This is a genomic window from Polaribacter sp. (assembly GCF_965660385.1).
In the GTDB taxonomy this organism is placed as follows: Bacteria; Bacteroidota; Bacteroidia; order Flavobacteriales; family Flavobacteriaceae; genus Polaribacter.
Map to the genome: position 1 here is coordinate 27,444 of NZ_CBFHZT010000006.1, position 24,318 is coordinate 51,761.

Consider the following 24,318-nt stretch of genomic DNA (forward strand, 5'->3'; position numbering starts at 1 on the left):
TTAGATTGAGGTGGTCTAAAAAGTATTAAATTTTGTCATTTTTAACGTTACTGAAATCAAAATATATTTTGATAGAAAGTAGCTAGCGAAGCTAAAAATGGAGTCGAAATGAAAGGATTAAAAAACTTTTCAGACAGCCTCTTTTAAATGGTTATAGTAGTAGTATTCTTTACTTTTTCAATAGTAAAAGTACTTTGCGTACTGCCAATATATTTTATTGCAGTAAGTTTGTTTACCATAAAAGCTCGGTATTCATCCATATCTTTTACGTAAATTTTTAAAATATAATCGTAGTCTCCACTCACATGAAAACATTCAGAAACTTCAGGTAATTTCAGGATTTCTTTTTCAAAAGTAGTTACATATTCTCTGGTATGCTGAATCAATTTTATATGGCAAAAAACTAAAAAAGATTTATCAATTTTGTTTTTGTTGATGATAGCCACATACTTTTCAATAATTTTTTGATGTTCAAGTTTTTTTATGCGTTCATACACAGCAGTAACCGATAAATTTAATTGCAGAGAAAGTTGTTTGGTAGTCTGTTTACAATCGTTTTGTAATAAATTAATGAGTTTTTTATCAGTAGTATCTAACATTATATATTTTCTAAAAATTAAGACTTAGTGAGTATTTTATGGTTTTTAAAATTACTAATTAAATTATTATTAGAAAAATAAACTATATTTTTTAATTTATATTGATTTATTTTCTAATCAAATTTATTTTTGTTTGATAAAATTCAAGCAACATGAAATTCAATCCAGCAGAAAATATTCAAGATTTACAATATTTTGGCGAATTTGGAGGCGTAAATCCGTCTATTTCAGATTCATCAACTTATACCTTTTTATCAGCAAAAACCATGTTCGATACTTTTGAAGGAAATGCAGAGGGTTGTTATTTATATTCTCGTCATTCATCACCAAGTAATTTGTATTTAGGTGAAGCTTTAGCAGCAATGGAAGGTACAGAAACAGCCAATGTAGCTGCTTCAGGAATGGGAGCAATAACTTCAGTTTTATTACAATTGTGTAATGCTGGCAATCACATTGTATCAAGCAGAACTATTTATGGAGGTACTTATGCCTTCTTAAAAAACTTCACTCCAAAATTAGGCATAGAAACAAATTTCGTAGATATCACAAAGTTAGAGCTGGTAGAGGCTGCCATTACCAAAAACACGAAAGTGTTGTATTGCGAATCTGTAAGTAATCCGCTTTTAGAAGTGGCAGATATCAAAGGCTTATCAGCTTTAGCTAAAAAACACAATCTAAAATTAGTGGTAGATAATACATTTTCTCCATTATCAATTTCTCCAGCAAAATTAGGTGCAGATATCGTTTGCCACAGTTTAACAAAATTCATCAACGGCTCTTCAGATACTGTTGGTGGAGTTGTTTGTGGAACTCAAGAATTTAATAATGATTTACGAAATGTAAATGATGGCGCAAGTATGTTGTTAGGTTCAACTATGGATAGTTTACGAGCAGCATCTGTTTTAAAAAATATGAGAACTCTACATATTAGAATGAAACAGCACAGTTACAACGCAGCGTATTTGGCAGATAAATTTCAATCAGATGGATTAAAAACAGTGTATCCAGGATTAGAATCGCATCCTTCACATCAACTTTTTAAAAAAATGATGAATGCAGAATACGGTTTTGGAGGCATGTTAACCATTGATGTGGGTTCTCTAGAAAAAGTAAATGCATTAATGGAGTTAATGCAACATAAAAACTTGGGTTATTTAGCTGTAAGTTTAGGGTTTTATAAAACCTTATTTTCTGCTCCTGGAAGTTCAACTTCATCAGAAATTCCAGAAGAAGAACAAGTTGCAATGGGTTTAACAAATGGACTAATTCGTTTTTCAATAGGTTTAGATAATGATATAGAACGAACTTATAAAATGATGAAAGGTTGTATGTTGCAAGTTGGGGTTTTGTAGAAAACGTCAAAAAAAGCTAGAAAAAGCATTTATTTAAGAGTTAAATAACCTCATTAAACAAGAAATTTTGCAATATTTGTAGTACTTATATAATTTGACGATTAATCTTTAAGATTTTACAGTTTTAAATAATCAATTATGAAAATACTAATACATATTGCAAGAATTATTGTAGGGGCCTTGTTCATTTTTTCGGGCTTTGTAAAACTGGTAGATCCAATTGGTTCTCAATATAAATTTGAAGAATATTTTTCTGAAGGCGTCTTAAATCTAGAGTTTTTAATTCCGTATGCATTGCCTTTTGCAATCTTTTTAATTGTGGCAGAAATTGTGTTAGGCGTTGCGTTATTGGTAGGCTGGAAAGCCAAGTTTACAGTAAATAGCTTAAAAATTATAATTTTATTATTCTTGTTTTTAACTTGGTATTCAGCATATTACAATAAAGTTACAGATTGTGGTTGTTTTGGAGATGCTATTAAATTAAAACCTTGGGAAACCTTTTATAAAGATGTGCTTTTAACGGTTTTAATCTTTTTAATCGGGGCTAAAATTAAATGGATTAAACCAATATTCTCAAAAAATAATAATGGTATCATTGTATTATTATCATTAGTTATTTCTTGTGGTATAACTTATTACTCTTTAGCACATTTGCCAATTATCGATTTTAGAGCGTATGCCATTGGTAAAAATATTCCTGAAGGAATGGAGTATAAAGATGATGGCGAAATTCCTCCAATACACGATTTCTTTTTAGAAGATGCTCAAAACGATTTGGCGCCTCAAATTTTAAAAATGGACAAGGTTATTTTAGTAATCATGTCTAGTTTAGAAAAATCGGAATACGCTGCTTTTCCTGAAATTAAAAAAATGGCAGATAATGCTATTGCAAAAGGATACAAAGTATATGGTGTTTCTGCATCATTTACAGACATCATTCAATTAACCAAAAAGAAGTTCAAGCTTCCTTTCGAAATTTTGTTTTGCGATGAAACTACTTTAAAAACCATGATTAGGGCCAATCCTGGAGTTATGATATTAAAAAAGGGGACAATTGTTGAGAAAAAAAACTGGACAGATATTGATGATATAGAACTGTAATGAAAAGTGTATTTTTAGTTTTTATTGGTGGTGGTTTTGGAAGTGTACTACGTTTTTTAATTGGAAAATGGCTTAATAACTCCGAAAACGGAATTCCTTATGGTACGTTTGCCGCGAATATTTTAGGCAGTCTTTTAATAGGTTTTATTTTAGGGTATGCAGCAAAAACCGAAACTTTTACCCAGCATCATACAGTATTATTGGCTACAGGTTTTTGTGGTGGTTTTACAACATTTTCAACTTTTGCTTACGAAAATCATATCTTTTTAAAGTCTGGAGATTTTGCTTCTTTTGCGTTGTATGCAATTACCAGTTTTGTAGTTGGTTTTTTAGCTGTTTTTGCAGGGATGTATTTGGTGAAATTTGTATAAATTTTATTTCGATTGATGGTTGTTTTTCTAAAAATTTTGTACCACAAAATAAGAGTTAACCTTAATTCTTACCAATAAAAATATATAAGATGAACGAATTTGTATCCTATAAATCCGAAGAAAATTTCGCAATAATTACCATTAATAACGGTAAGGCAAATGCAATATCTCATGATGTGATAAAAGGCATCAACCAAAGTTTAGACAAAGCAGAACAACAAGGTAAAATTGTTATTTTAACAGGTAAATCAGGTATTTTTTCTGGTGGTTTCGATTTAAAAGTGATGACAAAATCGCCTGAAGCAGCTATAGAACTTGTTATAAAAGGTTCTCAATTATCTCTCAGGATGTTGTCTTTTCCGAAACCAATTATTATTGCTTGTAATGGGCATGCCATAGCAAAAGGTGCTTTTTTACTATTATCTGCAGATTATAGAATAGGTGTAAAAGGCGATTTTAAAATAGGATTAAATGAAGTTTTGATTGGCATGACAATGCACAATGCTGGTATTGCCATTGCAAAATCGCGATTATCTGAAGTGTATTTAAACAGAAGTGTAAACAATGCAGAAATATTTAATTCAAAAGATGCTATACAAGCAGGATTTTTAGATACCATTGTTTCAGAAGATCAATTGCTACCCACAGCTATAAAAGTCGCACAAATGTTTACAAAATTGAATGCAAAAGCTCATGCTGCAACCAAATTGAGCGTTAGAAAACCACATTTAGAAGCTTTGGCAAAAGCAATTGAATTGGATGCCAAAGGAAGTATTTCTTTAGATTCGTAATCTCATTAATAAATTGAGTATTTTTGCCAAAATTAAAACGATTAAACGTTTAAACAATTAAACAAAAACAAATGAAAGCATATATTTTTCCAGGTCAAGGAGCACAGTTTACAGGAATGGGATTAGATCTATACGAAAAATCACCTTTAGCACAACAATATTTTGAAAAAGCAAACGATATTCTTGGTTTCTCAATCACAGATATTATGTTTGAAGGTACTGCAGCGCAATTAAAAGAAACCAAAGTTACCCAACCCGCAATATTTTTACATTCTGTAATTTTAGCAAAGGTTTTAGGTGATGATTTTCAGCCAGAGATGGTAGCTGGGCATTCTTTAGGAGAATTTTCTGCTTTAGTTGCAAACGGAGTTTTAACTTTTGAAGACGGTTTAAAATTGGTGTCTAAACGTGCATTAGCCATGCAAAAAGCTTGTGAAAAGCAAGAGTCAACAATGGCAGCAGTTTTAGGTTTGGCAGATACTGTAGTAGAAGAAACTTGTGCTGAAATTGATGGAGTAGTGGTGGCTGCAAATTACAATTGTCCTGGGCAATTGGTAATTTCTGGTGAACTTGATGCTGTTAAAAAAGCTTGTGAAGCATTAACTGAAAAAGGAGCAAAAAGAGCTTTGCTATTGCCTGTTGGTGGTGCATTTCATTCGCCTTTAATGGAACCTGCTAGAGAAGAATTGGCTGCAGCAATAAAAGCTACTGAGTTTAGTGAACCTACTTGTCCTGTTTATCAAAATGTTGCAGCAATGGCAATTAAAGATGCAGAGACTATTAAGAGTAATTTAATTGCGCAATTAACAGCACCTGTAAAATGGACACAATGTGTACAAGCCATGATTGCAGACGGAGGAACTGAATTTATAGAAGTTGGACCAGGTAAGGTATTACAAGGTTTAATGCGTAAAATAGATAGAAGTGTTGCTGCTAGTGGAGTAACCATTTCATAAAAACTAAAAAGCCATTCTATTAGAATAGTTTTTTTTTCAAATATTCTTTAATCCAAGATTTTAAGGGGTTTACTTTTTTTGGAGTGTAATTAATATCGTGAGTTCGATGTAAATTCCCAGACCTAAATGGGGTTATTTTTTTGAAAATCAAATTATTGTCATTTTTAACGAAACGCAGTGTAGTTGAGAAATTTCAAATTTAGACTAAGATTTCTCCATTTTAGTCGAAATGACATTCGTTTCGAATAATGTAAAAAGTAACTAACTGATAAGTAGTATTTTACAGGTGAAACTCACGTTAATAATACAATACAATTAAAACTAGATAAATATCAGAATAGTATCAAAAAATGTTTTTAAAATTATAGTAAAACTGAGTTCTGTGTTTACGCTTTAATTTTAAAACTATTCTTTTAAAGCAACCTGTTGCTGTATTTCATTGCCAAAATTATCTACTACTGTAAACGTGTATTCACCTGTTTTAGGGGTAATTGCAAAATTGTGTATTTCTTTTGTAGTACCCAAAAATCTTTGGTTTGCATACCAGTATAAAATAGCATCAGGATTTGAGTGTGCTACTTTTAAAATCAGTTCATTTTTTTCACCATTAAAATCTTTAGGTAAAAAAATGCTGCTTTTTTCTGTAGGATATAAAAACTTCATCTCATTTTTAAAATCACCCAAACAGTCACTTCGAAACTTGGGTAAACTTTTGTAAAATGGATGCTGTTTTTTATAATAATATGCTAATAATGGAGGTAATGTAAACCACGATTTTTGCTTTATATTATCTAAACTTTCACAAGAGGTATTAATTTGATAGTGCTCTGTCATGTCAACATTTACTAAAATATGATAAGGGCAAGGAGCAGTTTGCAAACCCGAATTCTGAATAAATTCAAGTCGTTTTTCTTCACAAATTTTGGTGGCTCTGTAACCACTTTTGGTGCAAATTTCTACTTGTGTCATCTCGTCAAAGGGTTTTTCAAACCATTCCGAACGTGGTAATTTATCAAACACATCAAACAAAATAGGACCAGCAGTTTCTACACCCACTAAACCAGGCCTACCTTCGCCATCTGCATTACCAACCCAAACCCCAACTACATAATCTTTGGTAGAGCCAATTGCCCAAGCATCTCTATAACCAAAACTTGTGCCTGTTTTCCAAGCAATTTGTTTTGAGGAATCAAAAAAATCCCAGTTTTGTTCAGAATCGGGTCTGTTTACATCTTTTAAACTTTCAAAAGTGAGGTAAATAGAAGCTGCATCAAAAATTATTTTTTCGGGTGATTTTTCGCCAAAATCAATTTTGGTGTCGTCATAAAAAGTTGGTTCAGAAAATTCTTGGGTAAAATACCTACTTGATGTTTCTGTATAATGATTTACGGTTGATGCCAAAGATGCGTAGCTTTTGCATAAATCCCACAAATTACTTTCTGCACCACCTAAAGCCAAGGTTAACCCATAATGATTTGGATTGTTCTTTAGATTTCTCAATTTTAATTGTTGTAAATAATGATGGAATTTTTCCAACCCAAAATCTTTTAATAATCTTACAGTAGGTACATTTAAAGATTTTGATAACGCTAATTTTGCAGAGATGGCACCACTATACTTTTTATCGAAATTCTCTGGTTGATAACTTCCGTAATTGGTAGGTACATCTGCCACTAAAGTGTTGGGCAACAGCTGGCCATTATCTAACATTGCAGCATATAAAAAAGGTTTTAAAATACTGCCTGTACTTCTTGGTTTATCAATAACATCAACATTTTTTTGATGTTTGCTAGTTGTAGGTGAGTTGCCAACATAACTCAACACTTGTCTTGTTTTTACATCTAAAACCAGCACAGCAATATTATGAATTTCATTTTTTGACAATTGATTGTAGTGATTTTTTACAATCTCATTGGTCTGATGTTGTAGTTTTTTGTCAATCGTAGTTTTTACAAATTGTCCTTTTTTTGATTTGTTGATTTTCTGTAATAAATGTGGTGCAATTTGAGGCAATCTGTAGGGTTTTTGAGGAATATCTTCTAAAATTGATAAGCGATAAGTTAACGAATCAATAATTTTTTTAGTTAGTAATTTTTTTAATAACCGATTTCTTTTTGCTAATAATTTTTGTTGATTTTTTCCAGGATAAATCAATTTTGGTGCATTGGGTAAAACTGCTAAAGTTGCAGCTTCTGCCCAAGATAAATCCGATGCTTTTCGATTAAAAAACCGCCAAGAAGCTGCATCTAAACCCACAACATTTCCACCAAAAGGGGCATTACTACTCCAATACGCCAATATTGCTTCTTTACTTGCGCTAAACTCTAATCTTGAGGCTAAAATGAGTTCTTTAAATTTCTCAAAATAGGTTCTTGGCCTATCATTTCTACTCAAACGCATTACTTGTTGCGTAAGTGTGCTACCACCTCTTACAACCTTACCTGCTTTTATATTTTGTTGTAATGCATTAAACATAGACACAGGATTAAAACCTGGGTGACTGTAAAAATACTCATCTTCAAACTGAATTAAACAGGTTTTAAATTTATGAGGAACATGATCATTATGAGGAAATCTCCACTGTCCATCAGTAGCAATTAATGCACCTAATAATTCGCCATTAGTACTCGTAATTACTGTAGATGTTGGTTTTGTAAACAATTCTTTTGGCAAACAAAAAGCGTAGAAAATCAGCAGAAAAACAAGTAGCATTGTTTTCTTTTTGTGTTTTAGTATGTAGTTTTTGATTTTCAATTTTTATTTTTTAAGTACTGATGTCATTTCGACGATAGGAGAAATCTCAAACTCAGTGAAGAGATTTCTCAACTCCATTTTATTGCGTTTGAAATGACATACTAACTTTAGATTTGCATTATTTCACCACCTCAATCCAGCGTCCTTTGGTTCTAACCAAATAATCGTTGTCGTACATGGCTTCAACTTGTACACCTGGTAAATAGTAGTTTCCTAAATACGCTGCATTTAAAAGCACAGTAAACGTTTTGGTTTTTGTTGTGTTTTGAATCCTGTTTAAATCGAAATAAAAATTCACACGATCGTCTCTAATATCTGTATAACGTGCTTCACTTTTTGCAGTAGTTCCAAAATCGGTGAAACGTGTGTTTACAATTTCCCATCCTGAAGGAAAAATTTGCGTTAAAGCAATATCTTTTACAGTTTCATTTTTAGGATTACTTACTGTAATTTTGGCCACCAAATCTTGCCCTTGTTTTAACTTGGTAATATCAATAGTGTTTCCTTTTAAATCTGCATAATTTACAGAAACTGTAAAACCTCTACTTTCAGTTATTTCATCACCCAAAGGCAATTTTCCTGAATTTACAATTCTTGCAAAAACAACATTATTTTCTTTGTTTTTTAGGGTGATTTCATTCGCTCCTTCACTCAAATCAATTGTTCTTTGCACCATAGAACTCGAAGTTTGAATAGCTTCTTTATTGCCTTTTTGTGTAAAATCTATATGAATAGCTTTTCCACCATTTTTTACTACCATTTTACCAATGGCTAACAAACTATAGGCAGTGGCTTGTGTGCTCATCCATTGATTGCTAGATAAATCTTTTGCAATACTTTTTGCCACATCTTTCACGTCTGCATTATTCGTTATCAACATGGTTTCTAAAGCCATTGCTCTATTTCTGGTTTCAGATCCGTAATTGTAATAATTGTACCCAGAAAAATTAAGATTTGCCTTGCTCATAATTTCGTCTGCAGCTTCTTTTTGACCCACTAAAGCATAAGTTGCAGCCAACCTCCATTTGGCTTCGTTAGAAATTGATGTAAATTCTCTCAGTCGATTCATGGCAGATAAATCTGGAGTTCCAGCCAAAGCTAAAGTGTATAATCTATAGGCTTGTGCCAAATCTTTTGAATGTTGGTTGTAAGATGGTCGCCAATTTCTAGCCGCTTCTTTTTGATATTTGATAAAATTATTTTTAAATGTTAATGGCAAGACAAATCCTTTTTGCTCAGCTTCTAACATAAAATGACCTGCATAGCTTGTTCCCCAATCACTTATATAGCTTTCTCCTAACCAATAGCTTAAACCACCATTTGCTTTTTGAAAATCACCCAAACGTGCAATTCCTTTTTCAATATTTTGCTGAATTTCTTGTTTTTTTGCAGATGATATATCAAATAAGTCTGTTAAAAATAACTGAGGAAAAACACTTGAGGTAGTTTGCTCTACGCAACCATGTGGATATTGAATTAAGTACTCTAATCTTCCAGAAAAATTGATATTCGGAATGGTAGATAATTCTAAAATTGCACTATTAGAACCCTTTACACCAAAGGTACTAAAGTTGATAACCTTCGTTTGATTTGCTGCTATAGTATTGTCAATAACTTTAGTGGTTATTGGGTTTGGATTCACCACATCTAACTCCACTTTATAAGTTGATTTTTCTCCTGCTCCTGATGCAACAACTTCAACTGTGTTGATTCCTTTTCCGTTTAAAACCTCCAATTCAAAATACACCATTTTTTCATCTGGTTTTTCGAAATTGATATTCTGAGTTTGGTTACCAAGTACTTGTATTCCATCTGAAGTGATTACTTGAACAGTTACAGAATTCACTTTTTTATCCATAGCAAAAACAGAAATCGGCAAGGTTACTTTTTCTTTAGGAGATAGTTTTCTTGGCAAAGTTGCTAAAACCATTAATGGTTTTTTAACGGGTGTTGCTTTTTCTGCATTTCCAAAAGCTTCTGTTTTTATATCACCTGCAACAACCATTGTTTTTACGGAGCCAATATAGTTTGGTAAGGTTATTTTATGAGTTTTGGTACTGCCAGATTTTAGCTCAAATGGCCCTAAGAATTTTACAACAGGTTTAAATCGGTTTGCTTTTTGGTTTTTACCTTTTGCCAAACTTCCATCACCACCAATAGCATAAACTTGATCTATACTTCCTGAATAAGCACCAATTACATCATCAAAAATATCCCAAGTTTTTACACCCAAAGCTTCTCTTGCATAAAAAGTATGATATGGATTTGGTGTTTTAAATCGTGTTAAATCTAATAAACCTTCTTCTACAACTGCCAAAGTATAGGTCATGGGTTTGTTGTTTTGCTCAGATACTTTTACTGTAAATTCTTTCTCAGGTTTCAGCTCATCTGGCATTGCAATTTGAGGCTGTAATTTGGTGGTTTTATCTTCTACAAGAATCGGAATTACACCAAATAAACGAATAGGTAAATCGTTTTCAGTAACTAAGTGAGGTTGCAATAAGGAAATATTGACAAACACATTTGGCGTCATGTTTTTGTTGATAGGAATTTCTACAGACGTTGTTCCTTTTTTGGTTTTAATCCATTTTGTTTCTAAAACTTTTGTGCCATTTTCTATGCTAATTAAAGCGCGTCCTTCAGAACCAGAAGGAAAGGTAATTTTTGCAGTTTCACCCACATTATACGTTTCTTTATCTGCAGAAAATACCAGCATTTTTGCAGCTTCTTTATCTCCAGAAGCACTGTTTTGCCACCAATTTTTATAAAAGTAGGCAGTTCTTCCTGTTGCATGTCCGCTTTTTTTATTGATAACTCTAATTAAAAAACGGCCTCGATCTCGTTCTGGAATATTAAGTGTAAAAATTCCTTTTCCGTTTGAATTTGTAGTTACTTTTAAGGTTTTATAACGATTACGATAACTACTTGAGGTGTATTTTGATAAGTTGTCATAAGACGAACTCCACCACCAACGCCATTGAATTTGATACACTTCAACCTCTAAAGTACTATTGGGTATTGTAGTTCCTTTTTCATCTACAGAAACTACTTGGAAAGTTTGGTTTTCATCCGTAAAAAAAGAACCATATCTGTTGCCTTCAGGAGATTTTAAGCCCACAAAACTTTTAAAAGGAGCATATTTTTTGGTAAAGGCGTCTATAGAAAAATCACCTCCATTTTCAAAAGCCCTTACTAAAAATTGTACGTTTAGCATTCCAGTTGCATTCTTGCCTACTTTTAAATTACTGTTGATGTTTGCCATTCCATTTTCATTCAGTTTGCCTTCAAAAATGTTCATTTCTTCAGTTGAAAATGTTCTTGATGGATCTGTAAAAATGTAATCTTTATAAGCTTTAAAACTGTAATTAGTTGATGAAACTTTGGCCTTAATTTCTGCTTTTAAGTTTTTTGCAGGTGTACCATGTAGCCATTTTACAGCTAAAGTTCCGTTTATTTTTTCATCACTAGTTAAAATTTCATTATCAAAATCTACCTTAATTTTAAGTCGGTTTGGTTTTACAGTTTCAACTTTTAGGTTTTTATAAAACTTTACACCACCAACAGTAACTTTAGCACGATAATTTCCTGTTTGTGCCTCATGATTTGTAGTTACTGTAAATTTGTAAAAATTATTAAGGTTTTCTGATGTTACTTTTTTGTAGATAAGCTTTCCACTTGGATTACTAACTTCAAGTTTTATGGGGTGGTTTTCGGGTAATTTATTATCAGCATCATTTAATAAAAAGGTGATATGCATCTTATCTCCAGGTCTCCAAACACCACGTTCTCCGTAAATATATCCTTTTAAACCTTTTTGGGTTTTGCTACCAGAAACATCGAACTTGCTTAGTGAAAGTGAATTACCATCAAATAATCTTATATAGCCTTTATGTTGTCCTTTGGATGCAATAGCAAAAGCAGCATTTTTTGAAGAATTGATGGTTACAAAACCTTCTGAATTTGTTTTCCCAGAAGCGATTTCTTGTTGCTGAAAATTGTACAATTTTACAGTTGCATCTGCCTCTATATTGGTATTTACAATGTCGGTTATCGCAAAAAAATAGTTATTATTTGTACCTTTTTTAGCGATAATACCCAAGTTGGAAGCCAACAAGTTTTGAGCTACCATTCTGTCTTCATTATAATAAGCATCATTACAAGGATTGTCTCTTTGCCTCCAATTGTAGCTGTAATTTTTATATTGATAAAGTTTATTATCCCAATACAATTCTTCTCTTAAATCTTCTTCTTGTATCTCATTTAAGTTGTCGTAATTATTTTCAAAATCATTTGTTTGGTCTGGATTCTCTGAATCACCTGAACAATTGTATAATGTTTGATTTTTGTCGAAACTCAACTCAATTCTATAAATGGCGCCAGGTTCTGTAGCAACCATATTTGCAATATCTATACTATAAGCTTTCCATTTTTGGTAATAATTTTCATCGTTTTTAACAAGAGTAATCGTTTGTTTTGCAACCCTTCTTCCAACTCGCTTAATATCGTATTTATTATTACTATTGATATTGTTTTCTTGCAAAAACTGCAATACATTATCTTCAAAAATTTTAATGATTCTTACAGTAACTTCTTTTACGTTTATGGCTTCGAAATTGTAGGTTAAATCTTTAGAATTCGGTAAGATTGTTCCGCTAGAAATGGCTCTAATTTGTGGTTTTTTTTGCTGAAAAGTAATGCTCTCCTTAAAACTTTCTTTCAGTTTATAATTGTCGGTATTTTTTATCCCAGGAAAAACAGAAACGGTAATATTACCTTGAAATTTTTGGTCTGAAAATACCTTTAGTTGATTGCCATTGATGATAAAACGTGGGTTTTTTACATTCTGAATATTTACTAAACCTCTTAGGGTTTGTTGTTTTTTTAAGGGATCAGAAAAATTTATCGAAATATATTGTTCGTTGTTGTTAATGATATGAATACCAATTACTTTAAAATTGTTTTTACCAGGAATTAAAATTTGATTTTCTCCTGTATTATTGGCATTGATTGCATCGCCATTCCATTTTACAAAAAGTTGACTATCTTCTTCAAAACGTTGAATGCTATCAATTTTGAATTCAAAATGTTTTGATTTTTCAAAAGACTCGTTCCAACCAATATTTTTTTGATTGCCTTTTTGTGATGCCTTTATCATTTTTTTTGCAGCTGTTAACGAAATTACATCTGCTGATTTTAAAGTACCTGTGATGTATTGATACTCTTTTGAATAGGATTGTAAAGGTTTTGTTTGAATAGAAAAATTTGGAGTAATTGTTTTAAATTGAAACGTATATTCTTTAAATTCTTGAGGTGTATTTTTATAAATATTGCCCAATTTTACAACCACTGTATATGCTGTATCTGCTTTTAAATTTTCATCAGGTATAAAGAGAAACGAATGATTATTTGCTGTTTTTATGGTGCCCTCTACATAAGGTTGTATTGAAATTACATCTGTAGTAATTTCTTGGTTTGCTTGCCAACCTTCTACTTCTTTTGCTAAATTAATGTTGATATTTTCTGTTACAGAAACTACTCCAGAAGTTGTGTAACTAATGTATTCTTTGAATTTGTAAATGTTGTCTGTTTTTACAGGTTCTTTTTTACAAGAAAAAATCAATAGAAAAATGGTGAAGGTTAGAAGAAGGTATTTTGGTTTCATAGTTGTGGGTTTTTAAGCACAACTCAAAAATAAGGATTTAAGTATCTAAATAATTAATAAATGAGAATTCGTAACGATTTAATTAGCATTTGATAAACTCAATTTACATAAAAATGAGTTTAAGTTCATTTCTGAAGAACGATTTAGGTTGAAATTATAGAATTAAATTTTGGAAAGGGTTCGTTTAAAAGATAAACCATTATGGCCTGAGAAAGATTTGATAAATTAGGAAAAACAAAAAGTAGATTGAAAAGTATTTTAACTTATATTCTAAAGGGAAGGTAAAATACTTTTCAAACTGTCTTTTTTTTAATCTATGACTATTTTATTATTTATTATTTTTCCTGTTTCTAACTGAACAGAAACAATATACAAACCTTTAGGTAAGTTTACATTAATTTCATCATTTGTAGAAGAAATTTGAGGATTAAAAACAACTCTTTTTCCTAATAAATTATAGACGTTTAAATTTGCTTTTATATTTTTTAAGCCTTTGATATGTAATTTATCAGCATAAAATATTTTAATGTTATTGGTTTTATTTATTTCATAAATGGATGCTGTATTATTTCCTTCATATTTATAAAGTTCTCTACCCAATTCGCTAGTTTGTTCTAAATTGATTAGTAATTCGTTTTCTGTTGGATAAAATTCATAAAATGTAGTGTTATTAGACCCAGTTGCTAAATCTTGAATTAGTTGTGTGCCATTTTCGGTTCCATCTGTTTTCCATAATTCTGTTCCTGTAACACCAAACTGTGTGGCTTCAAAAATGAGTTCGTCATTATAAACAGTAAAATTACCAGGAAAAGAACCTTCTAAAGCACTATTATTATCAAGGTCTATTACTTTAGTAGTCCCAGATTCAGATCCATCTGTTTTCCAAAGCTCTACATTATCTCCATCATTTCCTCTAAAATAAAGATTGTTTTTAAAAACAACCATTTCTTCACTTTCATAATCTAAATTATTTTTTAGGACTTTGGTACCATTTAAAGTACCATCTGAAACAATTAAATTACCATCTTGCCCAGCAATTGAACCTTCAAAATAAAGTAAATCATTATGGGTTTTAATTAACTTTTTACTCTTTATAGAACTGTTTGACATTGTAGTTCCTGCAGTTGTACCATCAGAAATATAAAGTCCATCAGTAGCACCATTTTTTTTAGCAATACATATTTTATTGCTTAATTCTTTTATATAGAAACCACCACCAGAAGTACCTGAGTAAAAATCTTTTAACATAAAAGTTCCGCTTTCTGTGCCATCTGTAACATATAATTCTCTACCATTAGCATCAGTTTTTGCGGTAAAATACATTTTTCCATTAGCGGCTGCATAAAAATCTTCAGGATCAGAACTTCCAGTGCCAATATTAATATCTTTTACCAGTTTTGTTCCTTCACTAGTGCCATCTGTAACCCAAAGTTCTCTGCCAGCATCTGAATTTTTACCAACAAAAAATAGTTTATCACCAACAACACTATTTTCATATCCTGATCCTAAAAAACTATATACCTGTAGGTTTAAAAACTCTTTTGTATTTTCTGCTGTACCATCAGTAACCCATAAAGTAAAATTACTTGAGTTTTTTTGATTATAAAAGTATATTTTATTGTTTACTATTTTGGGTAGATAAAAGTAAGGTTCTGTTAACTGTGTAAAGTTAGTACCATCAAACTTATAGGCACCTAAAACATTATTTATTCTAGCGTTTAAATAAAGGTTGCCATTTAATTCTATAGGTTTTGCAGATGATTTTACTTCGTAGTTATTCTGGTCTGTAACTACCTCTACATTTCCATCTGCATATTTAAATAAGTAATTACTAAAGTTTTTTGAAGCTGTAAAATATACATCATTTTTATAAGTGATAAAATTCGTGGAAAAGCTATCTCCACTGCCAGTATTAATATCTTTAACGAGTTCTATTTGAGTATAAAAAACTGTTGAATATAATAAAGTAAATACGGAAAATAATAATTTATGTTTCATGTCTTTTTTGTTTTAAAGTTAAATTGACTTGATACCTAAAATGAAAATGAATGAAGAACTTAATAAGATAAATATTGTAATTTCTATTTTGTTTTTAGGCGTGTGAGTATTCTTTTTTTTGACAACAAAATGTTGATAAAAAAAGTATAGAATGTGATTTTTAAGTTATTTTATGAAATTAGTTTACCAAACTAAACATTTGATCTGCATTAGATGGGCTTAATTCGTTGATGTTAATTGAAAAACTTAAACTAAATAGGGTCTTATTATCAATTGGGGAAACAGCACTTGATGATAATTGAACATCTATAACTGTAAATGTAGCTATACCATTATCAACAGTAACTTTTAAAGCTGCAGTTGGTCTAGAATTTACAAAAGGAGCATACCATTCTTGATTTCCTGCGTTTCCAATCCTTGCAACAGTAAAAAAATACTGACCAGCCTCAACATCAAAATCTGCATCTGGCCTGTGTGTAAATGTGGTATTTTGATTAGGTAAATCTTTGATAAACAAACGTACGTATGTGCCTAAATCTGTACTTTGTGTACTTAAAGGATCTTTTTCTGAAACAGTAAAATCAAAAACTTTACCATTAGAAAGATTGTAGGATGTAAATGAATAAAAGTTTAAATTGCCAGTGTTGGTTATTGAATTTAGTGAGTTTTTAGATAAAGAAGATGTAAAATTGTTGATTATTTCTTCTTCAGTCTCATTACTTGTACAAGAACTTAAACTAAAAGCAAAGCATATTACATAAAGAAAGATTTTATTTTTTTTCATAATTTATTTTTTTAAATTAAAAAACACTGTCCATTTTAATAAGATTAATTCAATCTAAAAAAGAAATCTCAGCACGATAATATTAGTTGAGTATTTATTAAGTCTTAGAACACAATGAATTAACAATGTAAATATAGGGAAAAAAGAGCATTAATATATAGGGTGTAAAACGTAATTAACTAGGGTAATTACCCTGTTTTTAAGAAATTAGACCATTTTGAAAAGCAAAACGGATTAAAGAAGCCACATTGTGAACATTTATTTTTTTCATAATATTAGTTCTATGTGAGTCTACCGTTCTTGGACTTATAAAAAGTTTTTCCCCAATTTGCTTGTTAGTGAAACCTTGTGAAATGTATTTAATAATCTCTTTTTCTCTTGGAGTTAGTTCGTTTAAAAGAGGTGAAATATTTGAATTTTGAGAAAAAGAATTGCTAGAATAATTAGAAATTAACGCTTTGGTTACATCTGCATTAAAGTATGCATCACCTTTATAAATTTTTTTAACTGCCGTTAATAATTCGTCACTTGGTATGGTTTTTAACATGTATCCTTTAACACCAATACTAACCAAGTTTTTTATTATTGATGCCTCTTGATGCATTGAAAGCATGGCTACTTTAACTTTTTTAAATTTAGCTGTTATAAGTTTTGCACATGCTATTCCATCCATAATTGGCATATCAATATCTAATAAAACAACATCAACATTATTATTTGTGATAAAATGCAATGCTTCTTCACCATTATTAACAACTGCTAGAACCTTAAAATCAGGTTGATTTTCAAACGTACTTTTTATACCCTCTGCTATTAAAGGATGATCGTCTGCAATTAAGATGTTAATAGCCATTTATAAAGGAATTTTAATAGTTACTAAAGTACCACTTTTAGGGCTTGGCTCAAAATTAACCTTTCCATTTACCATGTTTAACCTACTAGAAATATTGAGCAAACCAATGCCTTTTTTCTTTTTATCTGTAGAAAAACCAACTCCATTATCTTCTACAATTAAAATAACGGTATTGTTGGTGTTAAACAATTGCACACTAACCAGGTTTGCTTTACTATGTTTTATTATATTATTGATGAGCTCTTGAGTAATTCTATAAATAGTTATTTCAATTTTTTCTGATAAACGCTCAGTAATATTAAAATGCTCTAAACTATATTTTATGTTTGATAGTGCTAAGCTACCTTCTAATAAATCTTTTAAGGCAGGTATTATTCCCAATTCTTTTAAAGCTCTTGGCATCATTTGATGTGAGATATTGCGTAAATCTTGATTCGAGTTTTCTAACCTTTCTAATAATTCTTTAGCGTCTTTTTCATCAACTACATCTTTTTTAGAAAATATTTTTCTCGATTTTAAGATAATACTTCCTATTTGTTGCACAACACCATCATGCAGTTCTCTTGCTATTTTACTACGCTCTGCCTCTTGGGCTTCAATAATAGCTTTAAACCCTTTTTCTCTTTCTTGAGTTATTTGTTCTTGTGCTTTTCTTTTATTTCTTTGAGATATAGCAAGAAAAGAAATAATTGTAATACATAAACTTCCTAATAGAATAAAAATCCAATTTTTAGTTTTTGCTAATGATAATTCTGTTTCTGCTTTTTCTGTTCTTGTTTTTAGTAATTCTTTTTCCGTTTCTGCGGTTTCAAATTGAATTTCTAATTCTCTAATTCTATTTTCAATTTTTACAGTGCTTGTGCTATCGTTAATCTGTTTATTATTTTTTAAATATTGGTATGCTTTTTTAAATTCTCCTAAATTTTCATAACTTTTGTATAGCGATGCTGTTAAATCATTTCTCATATAATTAAATGAATAGGTAACTGCCATACCTAAAGCTTTTTCATAAAATTGAATAGCTTTTTTATATTCAGAATTTTCATAATAAAAATTCCCTAAATTTTCGTAAGAATCTACAGTCCCATAGGTGTCGTTTATGGTTTGTCTAATTTTAAGTGATTCTTCTAATAGGTTCTTAGCTTTTTCTTTTTGGTTTAAATTATTATAAATTATCCCCATTTCTACCATGGCATAAGGCATTCCAATACTATCATTTAAAGAGGTACTTAGATTATACGATTTTTTATGATAATATAAAGCACTGTCTAATTGAAACTTTCGCTGTTTTAATACTCCATAATTGTTATAAGCTCCTATTCTTAAAAAAGAAGTTTTTTTGGCTTTTTTTTCTAAAATATTGATTCCTTTTTTCATGTAATAGATACCCTTGTCTAAATCTCTTCTGTTAATTCGCCAGCCTAATTTTACATAACAATCTCCATATTTTTCATAATTATGAATCTTATCATATAAATTAGCTGCCACAATTGTTTGTTCAATCGCTGTATCAAACTGATTGGTAAAGTGATAAGCTAAGGCTAAATCTTCTGTGGTATGGGCTATTTTTAAGGTGTCTTTTAAACCTTTTGCTATTGAATTAATTTTTTTGGCAAGTATTAAAAACTTTTTACTGTCGCTGGTTTTATCTGCAAAAGAAAGCGCTAAAACAGTATCTAAAAATTGTGTTGCATTTAAGGTCTTTTCTAAGTCAAGGTATTTATTCAGTTTACTTTCTTGAGAAAAAGTAGCCATATAAAAACAACTGAATATTATGAGTAGTTTTTTCTTAAACATTTTACAATATAAAAATAAATTACTTTTCTAAAAAAAAGTAAAGCATCCAAAATTTGGATGCTTTTAAAATTAAATTAAAAATAGAGAATTTACTTTTTCTTTGACTTATCTAAATTTTTGAATTTTTTTAAACCGACTAATAAATCGTCTGAAATACGTTCTGTTACTAAATCTAAATCATCTAAATACCATTTGGTTATCTCCCCAGTTTTTCTTTTCATATCTGCAATTTTAAATGCTTCAGGTTGTACTAAAACCGATGAAAATACAAGACCATCTCTGTATTGGTTCATCATTTTAGCACCAATTCTACCTTTGTATTCAATAGATTCATCATCATTTATAGGGCCAGATATTACTACATCTACACCTCTAAAAACTAAAGATTTACCTCCTCTTTCTATACTTACTTTAATGCCGATAATCAACACAGCATCTAAATCAAGCTTTTCGGCTATTTTTCCTATTTGCGCAGGTGATTTTATGTCAGAAGAATACACATCTGCTCCAACAGGAAAAAAGGTGTAATTTGTTGCAGCTGTACTTCCTTGCCCACTTCTCATTCCTTGTAATCTTCTAAAAATACTATTATTAGCAAATTTTGTAATTCCACTTAACTCAATATTTGGAATATCATTACTGTAAATTTTTTTCTTTTCTTCACTATCTAAGAATTTTGTTGGTTGTTGTAGCTTTATGCCTTTGTTTTGAAACTCTTTTTCTAAAACAGGGTACATTATGTCTAATAGTTTATCTGCAATTATATTGCTTCCACTATCTGTAAGCCAGTGTTTTTCATAATACCTCCAATTACCAGATTTTCTACTTTTTGTAATAGATTCGTCCCATATTTGAAAAGACAATAAACCTATTTTTTTGGGGTTTGGAACATCGTTTTTATCAAGAACTTTTATACCAATTAAACCTTCTAACTGTGGTATAAAATTTGAATTATTGGCATAACTTTTTGTTACTTTTTTCCATTTTCGGTCTTTTAAACTACCTAAATCAGAAAAGCTTTTTTGGGCTTGACTGTTTAAAACAAAAACCAAAAGAAATAAAACAGTAATTACAGCTTTAGATTTGTTGATTAAAAAATTAATTGTACCTATTAAATGATGTTTTGTTTTCATTTTTATATGTTTAAAATTAAAACACAGTATCCATCTCGAGAGTTGTTAATTCACCCTAAAAAGGATTTCGAGTTGAATACTGCTTTAATTTTTTTCTTTTTTTAGGATGAAATGAATTAACACCTCAAAAGTAGTCTAGATATGAACAGTTGTAAATGGAGTGATTTACGTAAATCCCTAAGGGGATTACCGTATTTTATTCTTAAAAAAGATACTTAGCTCAAATTACGATATCAATTTGGGTACTGTTTTAGAATATTAAAACAAGTTTATATAGGCTTATTAAAAACCAAAAAGAGCGAATTTTTAAATTCGCTCTTTTGTAAAACATTATAAAATATGTTAATTTTTAATAAGCTCTTTTATCATTACCTTCATAAAAGTTAATAAATGCATTATTAACAACTCGCATTCCACCAGGAGTAGGATAATCACCCGTAAAATACCAATCGCCTAAATTATCTGGGCATGCTTTGTGCAAACCTTCTATAGTTTGATAAATTACTTCAACTTCGGCTTTAATATCTTCGGTTTTTAGCATTTGAGCAATTTTTGCCGAAATTTGTTCGGCTGTAAAAGGGTTGTAAACTTCTTTTACATAGTTTGTAATTTCACCATCTTCCTTAGTTTGCTGTGCTTTACATTTTTTATAAACTTTATCAATAATTGAATATTGATTGGTTTCTTTTAATAATTCTAATGCTGCTTTAAAAGCAATAAAAGCATCGATTCTGGCCATATCAATACCATAACAATCAGGATAGCGAATTTGTGGAGCAGAAGATACAACTACTATTTTTTTAGGGTTTAATCTATCTAAAATTTTAATGATACTCTTTTTTAAGGTTGTTCCACGAACAATACTATCATCAATAATTACTAAATTATCAGTTGGTTTTACTACACCATAAGTAATGTCGTAAACGTGCTCTACCAAATCATCACGAGAATTATCATCAGCAATAAAGGTTCTTAGTTTGGCATCTTTAATAGCAATTTTTTCAAAACGAGGTCTTTCTGATAAAATTTCGGTAACTTTTTTTGCGGATAAATTTTTACCCCCTGCCAAAATTTGTGCTGTTTTTTGTTGATTTAATAAATCTTCTGCAGCTTCTGTCATTCCATAAAAAGACGTTTCTGCTGTATTTGGAATGTAAGAAAAAACAGTATTAGAAACATCACTATCAATAGATTTTAAAATCTGCGGAAATACATATTTACCCAAATTTTTGCGTTCTTCATAAATCCTTGCATCACTTCCTCTAGAAAAATAAATGCGCTCAAAAGAACAGGCTTTATTTTCTCTAGGTTCTTTTATTTTTTTTATGGAAGTTACTCCATTTTTTTTAATAATTAAGGCATGTCCTCTTTCTAATTCTTGAACTTTATCAATCTTAACATTAAAAACAGTTTGAATTACGGGTCTTTCAGATGCCACAACTACAACTTCTTCATCTTCATAAAAATAGGTGGGTCTAATTCCGTTTGGATCTCTTAAAACAAATGCGTCTCCATGACCCACTAAACCAGCCATAGCATAACCACCATCCCAATTTCTAGAAGATCTTCTAAGTACTTTTTTTAAGCTTAAATGCTTTTCTATGAAAGGTGAAGCTTCTCTTTTATTAAATCCTTTTTTCTTTGCTTTTTGATACAATTTTGCAACTTCATCTTCTAAAAAGTGACCAATTTTTTCCATGACAGTTACAGTATCTGTAAATTCTTTAGGATGCTGACCTAAGGCTATCAATTCTTCCAAAATTTGGTTAGAGTTTGTCATGTTAAAATTACCAGCCACAATTAAATTTTGGTGTTTCCAATTACTTTGGCGTAAAAATGGATGTACACTTTCAATAGAGTTTTTACCAAAAGTTCCATAACGCACGTGGCCTAAAAATAAATTACCTATGTAAGGCATATTATCTTCTTGCCACTTTACATCGTCTTTTTTAGTTGGGTTTTGTTCAAAAACGCCATTAATTCTGTCGTTAATTTGCGCAAAAACATCTTGTATGGGTTGCGATTTGTTAGAGCGTACTCTACTTACATATCTTGTACCAGGTTCTACATCAAACTTTACACTTGCAAAACCAGCACCATCTTGCCCACGATTGTGCTGCTTTTCCATCAATAAATACATTTTATTAATACCGTAAAAAGCAGTTCCATATTTGTCTTTATAAAACTGTAAAGGTTTTTTTAGTCTTACTAATGCAATTCCGCATTCGTGTTTAATTGCGTCACTCATTTAATTGTGTGTTATGTTGTGTTTTGTATAAAAAAAATCCGCGTGTTTAGACGCGGATTTTTATTTATGATAATTTTATATCAAATTGTGTTAATTCCTTAAAAGCTTGTAAGCGCCTTTCCACTTCTTCTTTTTTTAAATTTTGCATTCGTTCTGTTCCGAATTTTTCTACACAAAAGGAAGCCAAATTAGAACCGTAAATAATGGCATTTTTCATGTTTTCAAAAGAAATGTTTTCGGTTTTTGCTAAATATCCACAAAAACCACCAGCAAAAGTATCACCTGCTCCTGTAGGATCAAAAACTTCAGCTAAAGGCAAAGCTGGTGCAAAAAACATTTTACCTTCATTAAATAATAAAGCACCATGTTCTCCTTTTTTAATGACTACATATTGTGGTCCCATAGCATGAATTTTCTTTGCAGCATTTACCAAAGAATATTCTCCTGAAAGTTGTCGTGCTTCTTCATCATTAATAGTTATTACATCTACTCTTTTTAAAACCGTCTGTAAATCATCAAGTGCAATATCCATCCAAAAGTTCATGGTGTCTAAAACAATTAATTTTGGTTTTGTTGTCATTTGGTCTAAAACTGAAGCTTGTACTAAAGGATGCAAATTGCCTAACATTACAATGCCAGCAACTTGAAAATTATCTGGAACTACAGGTTGAAAATTTTCCAAAACATTGAGCTCAGTAATTAGCGTATCACGCGAATTCATATCATTATGATATTTTCCGCTCCAAAAGAATGTTTTTCCATCTTCTATAACTTCTATACCATCTGTGTTGATTCCTTTGCTATTCATCATATCTAAATATGATTGAGGAAAATCGCCACCAACCACAGAAACTACACCAGTTTCGATTCCAAACTGGCTGGCTGCTAACCCAACAAAAGTACCAGAACCTCCTAAAATTTTATCGGTTTTACCAAAAGGCGTTTCAATAGCGTCAAAAGCTACTGTACCAACTGCTAATAACTTACTCATATTTTTATGTTAAACTCTTTATAAGTAGAGATTTGAAAACGTATTATAATTCTATTCTATAACACATTGTTAATATTTATTTGCATATCAAAATATGTGGCTTTTAATGCCTAATTTTGTATATTATAATAAAGAGCAAAAATAAGTTTTAAAAATGACTATCAAAGAAATACAAGAAGAAATTATTGATGAGTTTTCTATGTTCGATGATTGGATGGAGCGTTATGAATACATTATAGAATTAGGAAAATCATTACCAATAATTGATGAAGCATATAAGTTAGATGAAAATTTAATAAAAGGTTGCCAATCTAAAGTCTGGTTGTATTCTGAGTTAGATAATGATGTTATAAAATACACTGCAGATAGTGACGCCATTTTAACGAAAGGTATTGTAGCCTTATTATTACGTGTTTTTTCAGGGCAGACACCAACTGATATTTTGAGGGCTGAGACTGATTTTATTGATGAAATTGGACTAAAAGAACATTTATCACCAACTAGAGCCAATGGCTTAGTGTCTATGGTAAAACAAATAAAAATGTATGCTATAGCGCAAAAAACTAAAATAGAAAATTAAGATGACAGATAAAGAATTAGAAGAAATTGGAGATAAAATCATTAGAGTCTTAAAAACAATTTACGATCCAGAAATTCCTGTAGATATCTATGAATTGGGTTTAATTTACGATGTTTTTGTTTCTGACGAAAATAATGCAAAAATTTTAATGACCTTAACTTCGCCAAATTGTCCTGTTGCAGAAACTTTACCAGTTGAGGTAGAGGACAAAGTAAAAACGTTAAAAGATATCAACGAGTGTGAAGTAGAAATTACTTTTGATCCTACTTGGACACAAGATATGATGAGTGAAGAAGCAAAACTAGAGTTGGGCATGCTTTAAAATAATTTACGGTTACTCTTTTTTAA

Annotated in this window: 17 protein-coding genes; 7 read left to right on the plus strand and 10 right to left on the minus strand. The window is 30.6% G+C overall.

Translation table 11 applies throughout. The features are described from left to right. Window positions 1–143: 143 nt before the first annotated feature. On the minus strand, window positions 144–602 hold the full coding sequence (locus ACTG3V_RS03240; protein WP_439130754.1) for an Lrp/AsnC family transcriptional regulator: 459 nt from the start codon (window positions 600–602) through the stop codon (window positions 144–146). Window positions 603–751: 149 nt separating this feature from the next. On the opposite strand from ACTG3V_RS03240, the gene ACTG3V_RS03245 reads away from it, so the two are divergent. The 5 genes from ACTG3V_RS03245 (at window position 752) to fabD (ending at window position 5,170) form a co-directional block, all read left to right on the plus strand. Beyond that, window positions 752–1,951: an aminotransferase class I/II-fold pyridoxal phosphate-dependent enzyme gene (locus tag ACTG3V_RS03245; protein WP_439130697.1), complete on the plus strand. Its 1,200-nt coding sequence runs from the start codon at window positions 752–754 to the stop codon at window positions 1,949–1,951. Window positions 1,952–2,089: 138 nt separating this feature from the next. Continuing rightward, a complete protein-coding gene (locus tag ACTG3V_RS03250) occupies window positions 2,090–3,052 on the plus strand; it encodes a BT_3928 family protein (RefSeq protein WP_439130698.1) in 963 nt (320 codons plus the stop codon). After that, the gene (gene crcB / locus ACTG3V_RS03255) at window positions 3,052–3,423 is read left to right on the plus strand and encodes a fluoride efflux transporter CrcB (protein ID WP_439130699.1); all 372 of its coding nucleotides are present in this window, start codon (window positions 3,052–3,054) and stop codon (window positions 3,421–3,423) included. Before ACTG3V_RS03250 ends, crcB begins: the two co-directional genes overlap by 1 nt. An 89-nt stretch (window positions 3,424–3,512) precedes the next feature. Further along, entirely contained in the window at window positions 3,513–4,214 is a 702-nt protein-coding gene (locus ACTG3V_RS03260) for a crotonase/enoyl-CoA hydratase family protein (RefSeq protein WP_439130700.1), read from the plus strand. Between the two features lie 71 nt (window positions 4,215–4,285). Further along, window positions 4,286–5,170 (plus strand): ACP S-malonyltransferase, encoded by an 885-nt coding sequence (fabD, locus tag ACTG3V_RS03265; protein WP_439130701.1) that lies wholly within the window; start codon window positions 4,286–4,288, stop codon window positions 5,168–5,170. 405 nt (window positions 5,171–5,575) lie between these two features. Here the strand turns inward: fabD and pbpC are convergent, their stop codons facing one another. The 9 genes from pbpC to ACTG3V_RS03310 form a co-directional block, all read right to left on the minus strand. Then, a complete protein-coding gene (pbpC, locus tag ACTG3V_RS03270) occupies window positions 5,576–7,882 on the minus strand; it encodes a penicillin-binding protein 1C (RefSeq protein WP_439130702.1) in 2,307 nt (768 codons plus the stop codon). A 160-nt stretch (window positions 7,883–8,042) separates the two neighbouring features. Beyond that, a complete protein-coding gene (locus tag ACTG3V_RS03275; RefSeq protein ID WP_439130703.1) occupies window positions 8,043–13,586 on the minus strand; it encodes an alpha-2-macroglobulin family protein in 5,544 nt (1,847 codons plus the stop codon). Window positions 13,587–13,895: 309 nt separating this feature from the next. Then, window positions 13,896–15,584: an ELWxxDGT repeat protein gene (locus ACTG3V_RS03280; protein WP_439130704.1), complete on the minus strand. Its 1,689-nt coding sequence runs from the start codon at window positions 15,582–15,584 to the stop codon at window positions 13,896–13,898. A gap of 178 nt (window positions 15,585–15,762) precedes the next feature. Further along, window positions 15,763–16,368 carry a hypothetical protein gene (locus tag ACTG3V_RS03285; RefSeq protein WP_439130705.1) on the minus strand — a complete coding sequence of 202 codons (606 nt, stop codon included), beginning with the start codon at window positions 16,366–16,368 and terminating at the stop codon, window positions 15,763–15,765. Between the two features lie 199 nt (window positions 16,369–16,567). After that, entirely contained in the window at window positions 16,568–17,221 is a 654-nt protein-coding gene (locus ACTG3V_RS03290) for a response regulator (RefSeq protein WP_439130706.1), read from the minus strand. Beyond that, entirely contained in the window at window positions 17,222–18,976 is a 1,755-nt protein-coding gene (locus tag ACTG3V_RS03295) for a tetratricopeptide repeat-containing sensor histidine kinase (protein ID WP_439130707.1), read from the minus strand. Between the two features lie 131 nt (window positions 18,977–19,107). Continuing rightward, entirely contained in the window at window positions 19,108–20,151 is a 1,044-nt protein-coding gene (locus tag ACTG3V_RS03300; protein ID WP_439130708.1) for a hypothetical protein, read from the minus strand. A 349-nt stretch (window positions 20,152–20,500) separates the two neighbouring features. Further along, on the minus strand, window positions 20,501–22,399 hold the full coding sequence (locus ACTG3V_RS03305) for an amidophosphoribosyltransferase (protein ID WP_439130709.1): 1,899 nt from the start codon (window positions 22,397–22,399) through the stop codon (window positions 20,501–20,503). Between the two features lie 64 nt (window positions 22,400–22,463). Then, window positions 22,464–23,390, minus strand: a complete 927-nt coding sequence (locus ACTG3V_RS03310; protein WP_439130710.1) for a PfkB family carbohydrate kinase — start codon at window positions 23,388–23,390, stop codon at window positions 22,464–22,466. Between the two features lie 154 nt (window positions 23,391–23,544). On the opposite strand from ACTG3V_RS03310, the gene ACTG3V_RS03315 reads away from it, so the two are divergent. Next, a complete protein-coding gene (locus ACTG3V_RS03315; RefSeq protein WP_439130711.1) occupies window positions 23,545–23,970 on the plus strand; it encodes a SufE family protein in 426 nt (141 codons plus the stop codon). 1 nt (window position 23,971) lies between these two features. After that, complete coding sequence (locus ACTG3V_RS03320; protein ID WP_439130712.1) at window positions 23,972–24,292, plus strand: SUF system Fe-S cluster assembly protein; 321 nt, start codon at window positions 23,972–23,974, stop codon at window positions 24,290–24,292. Window positions 24,293–24,318 lie beyond the last annotated feature (26 nt).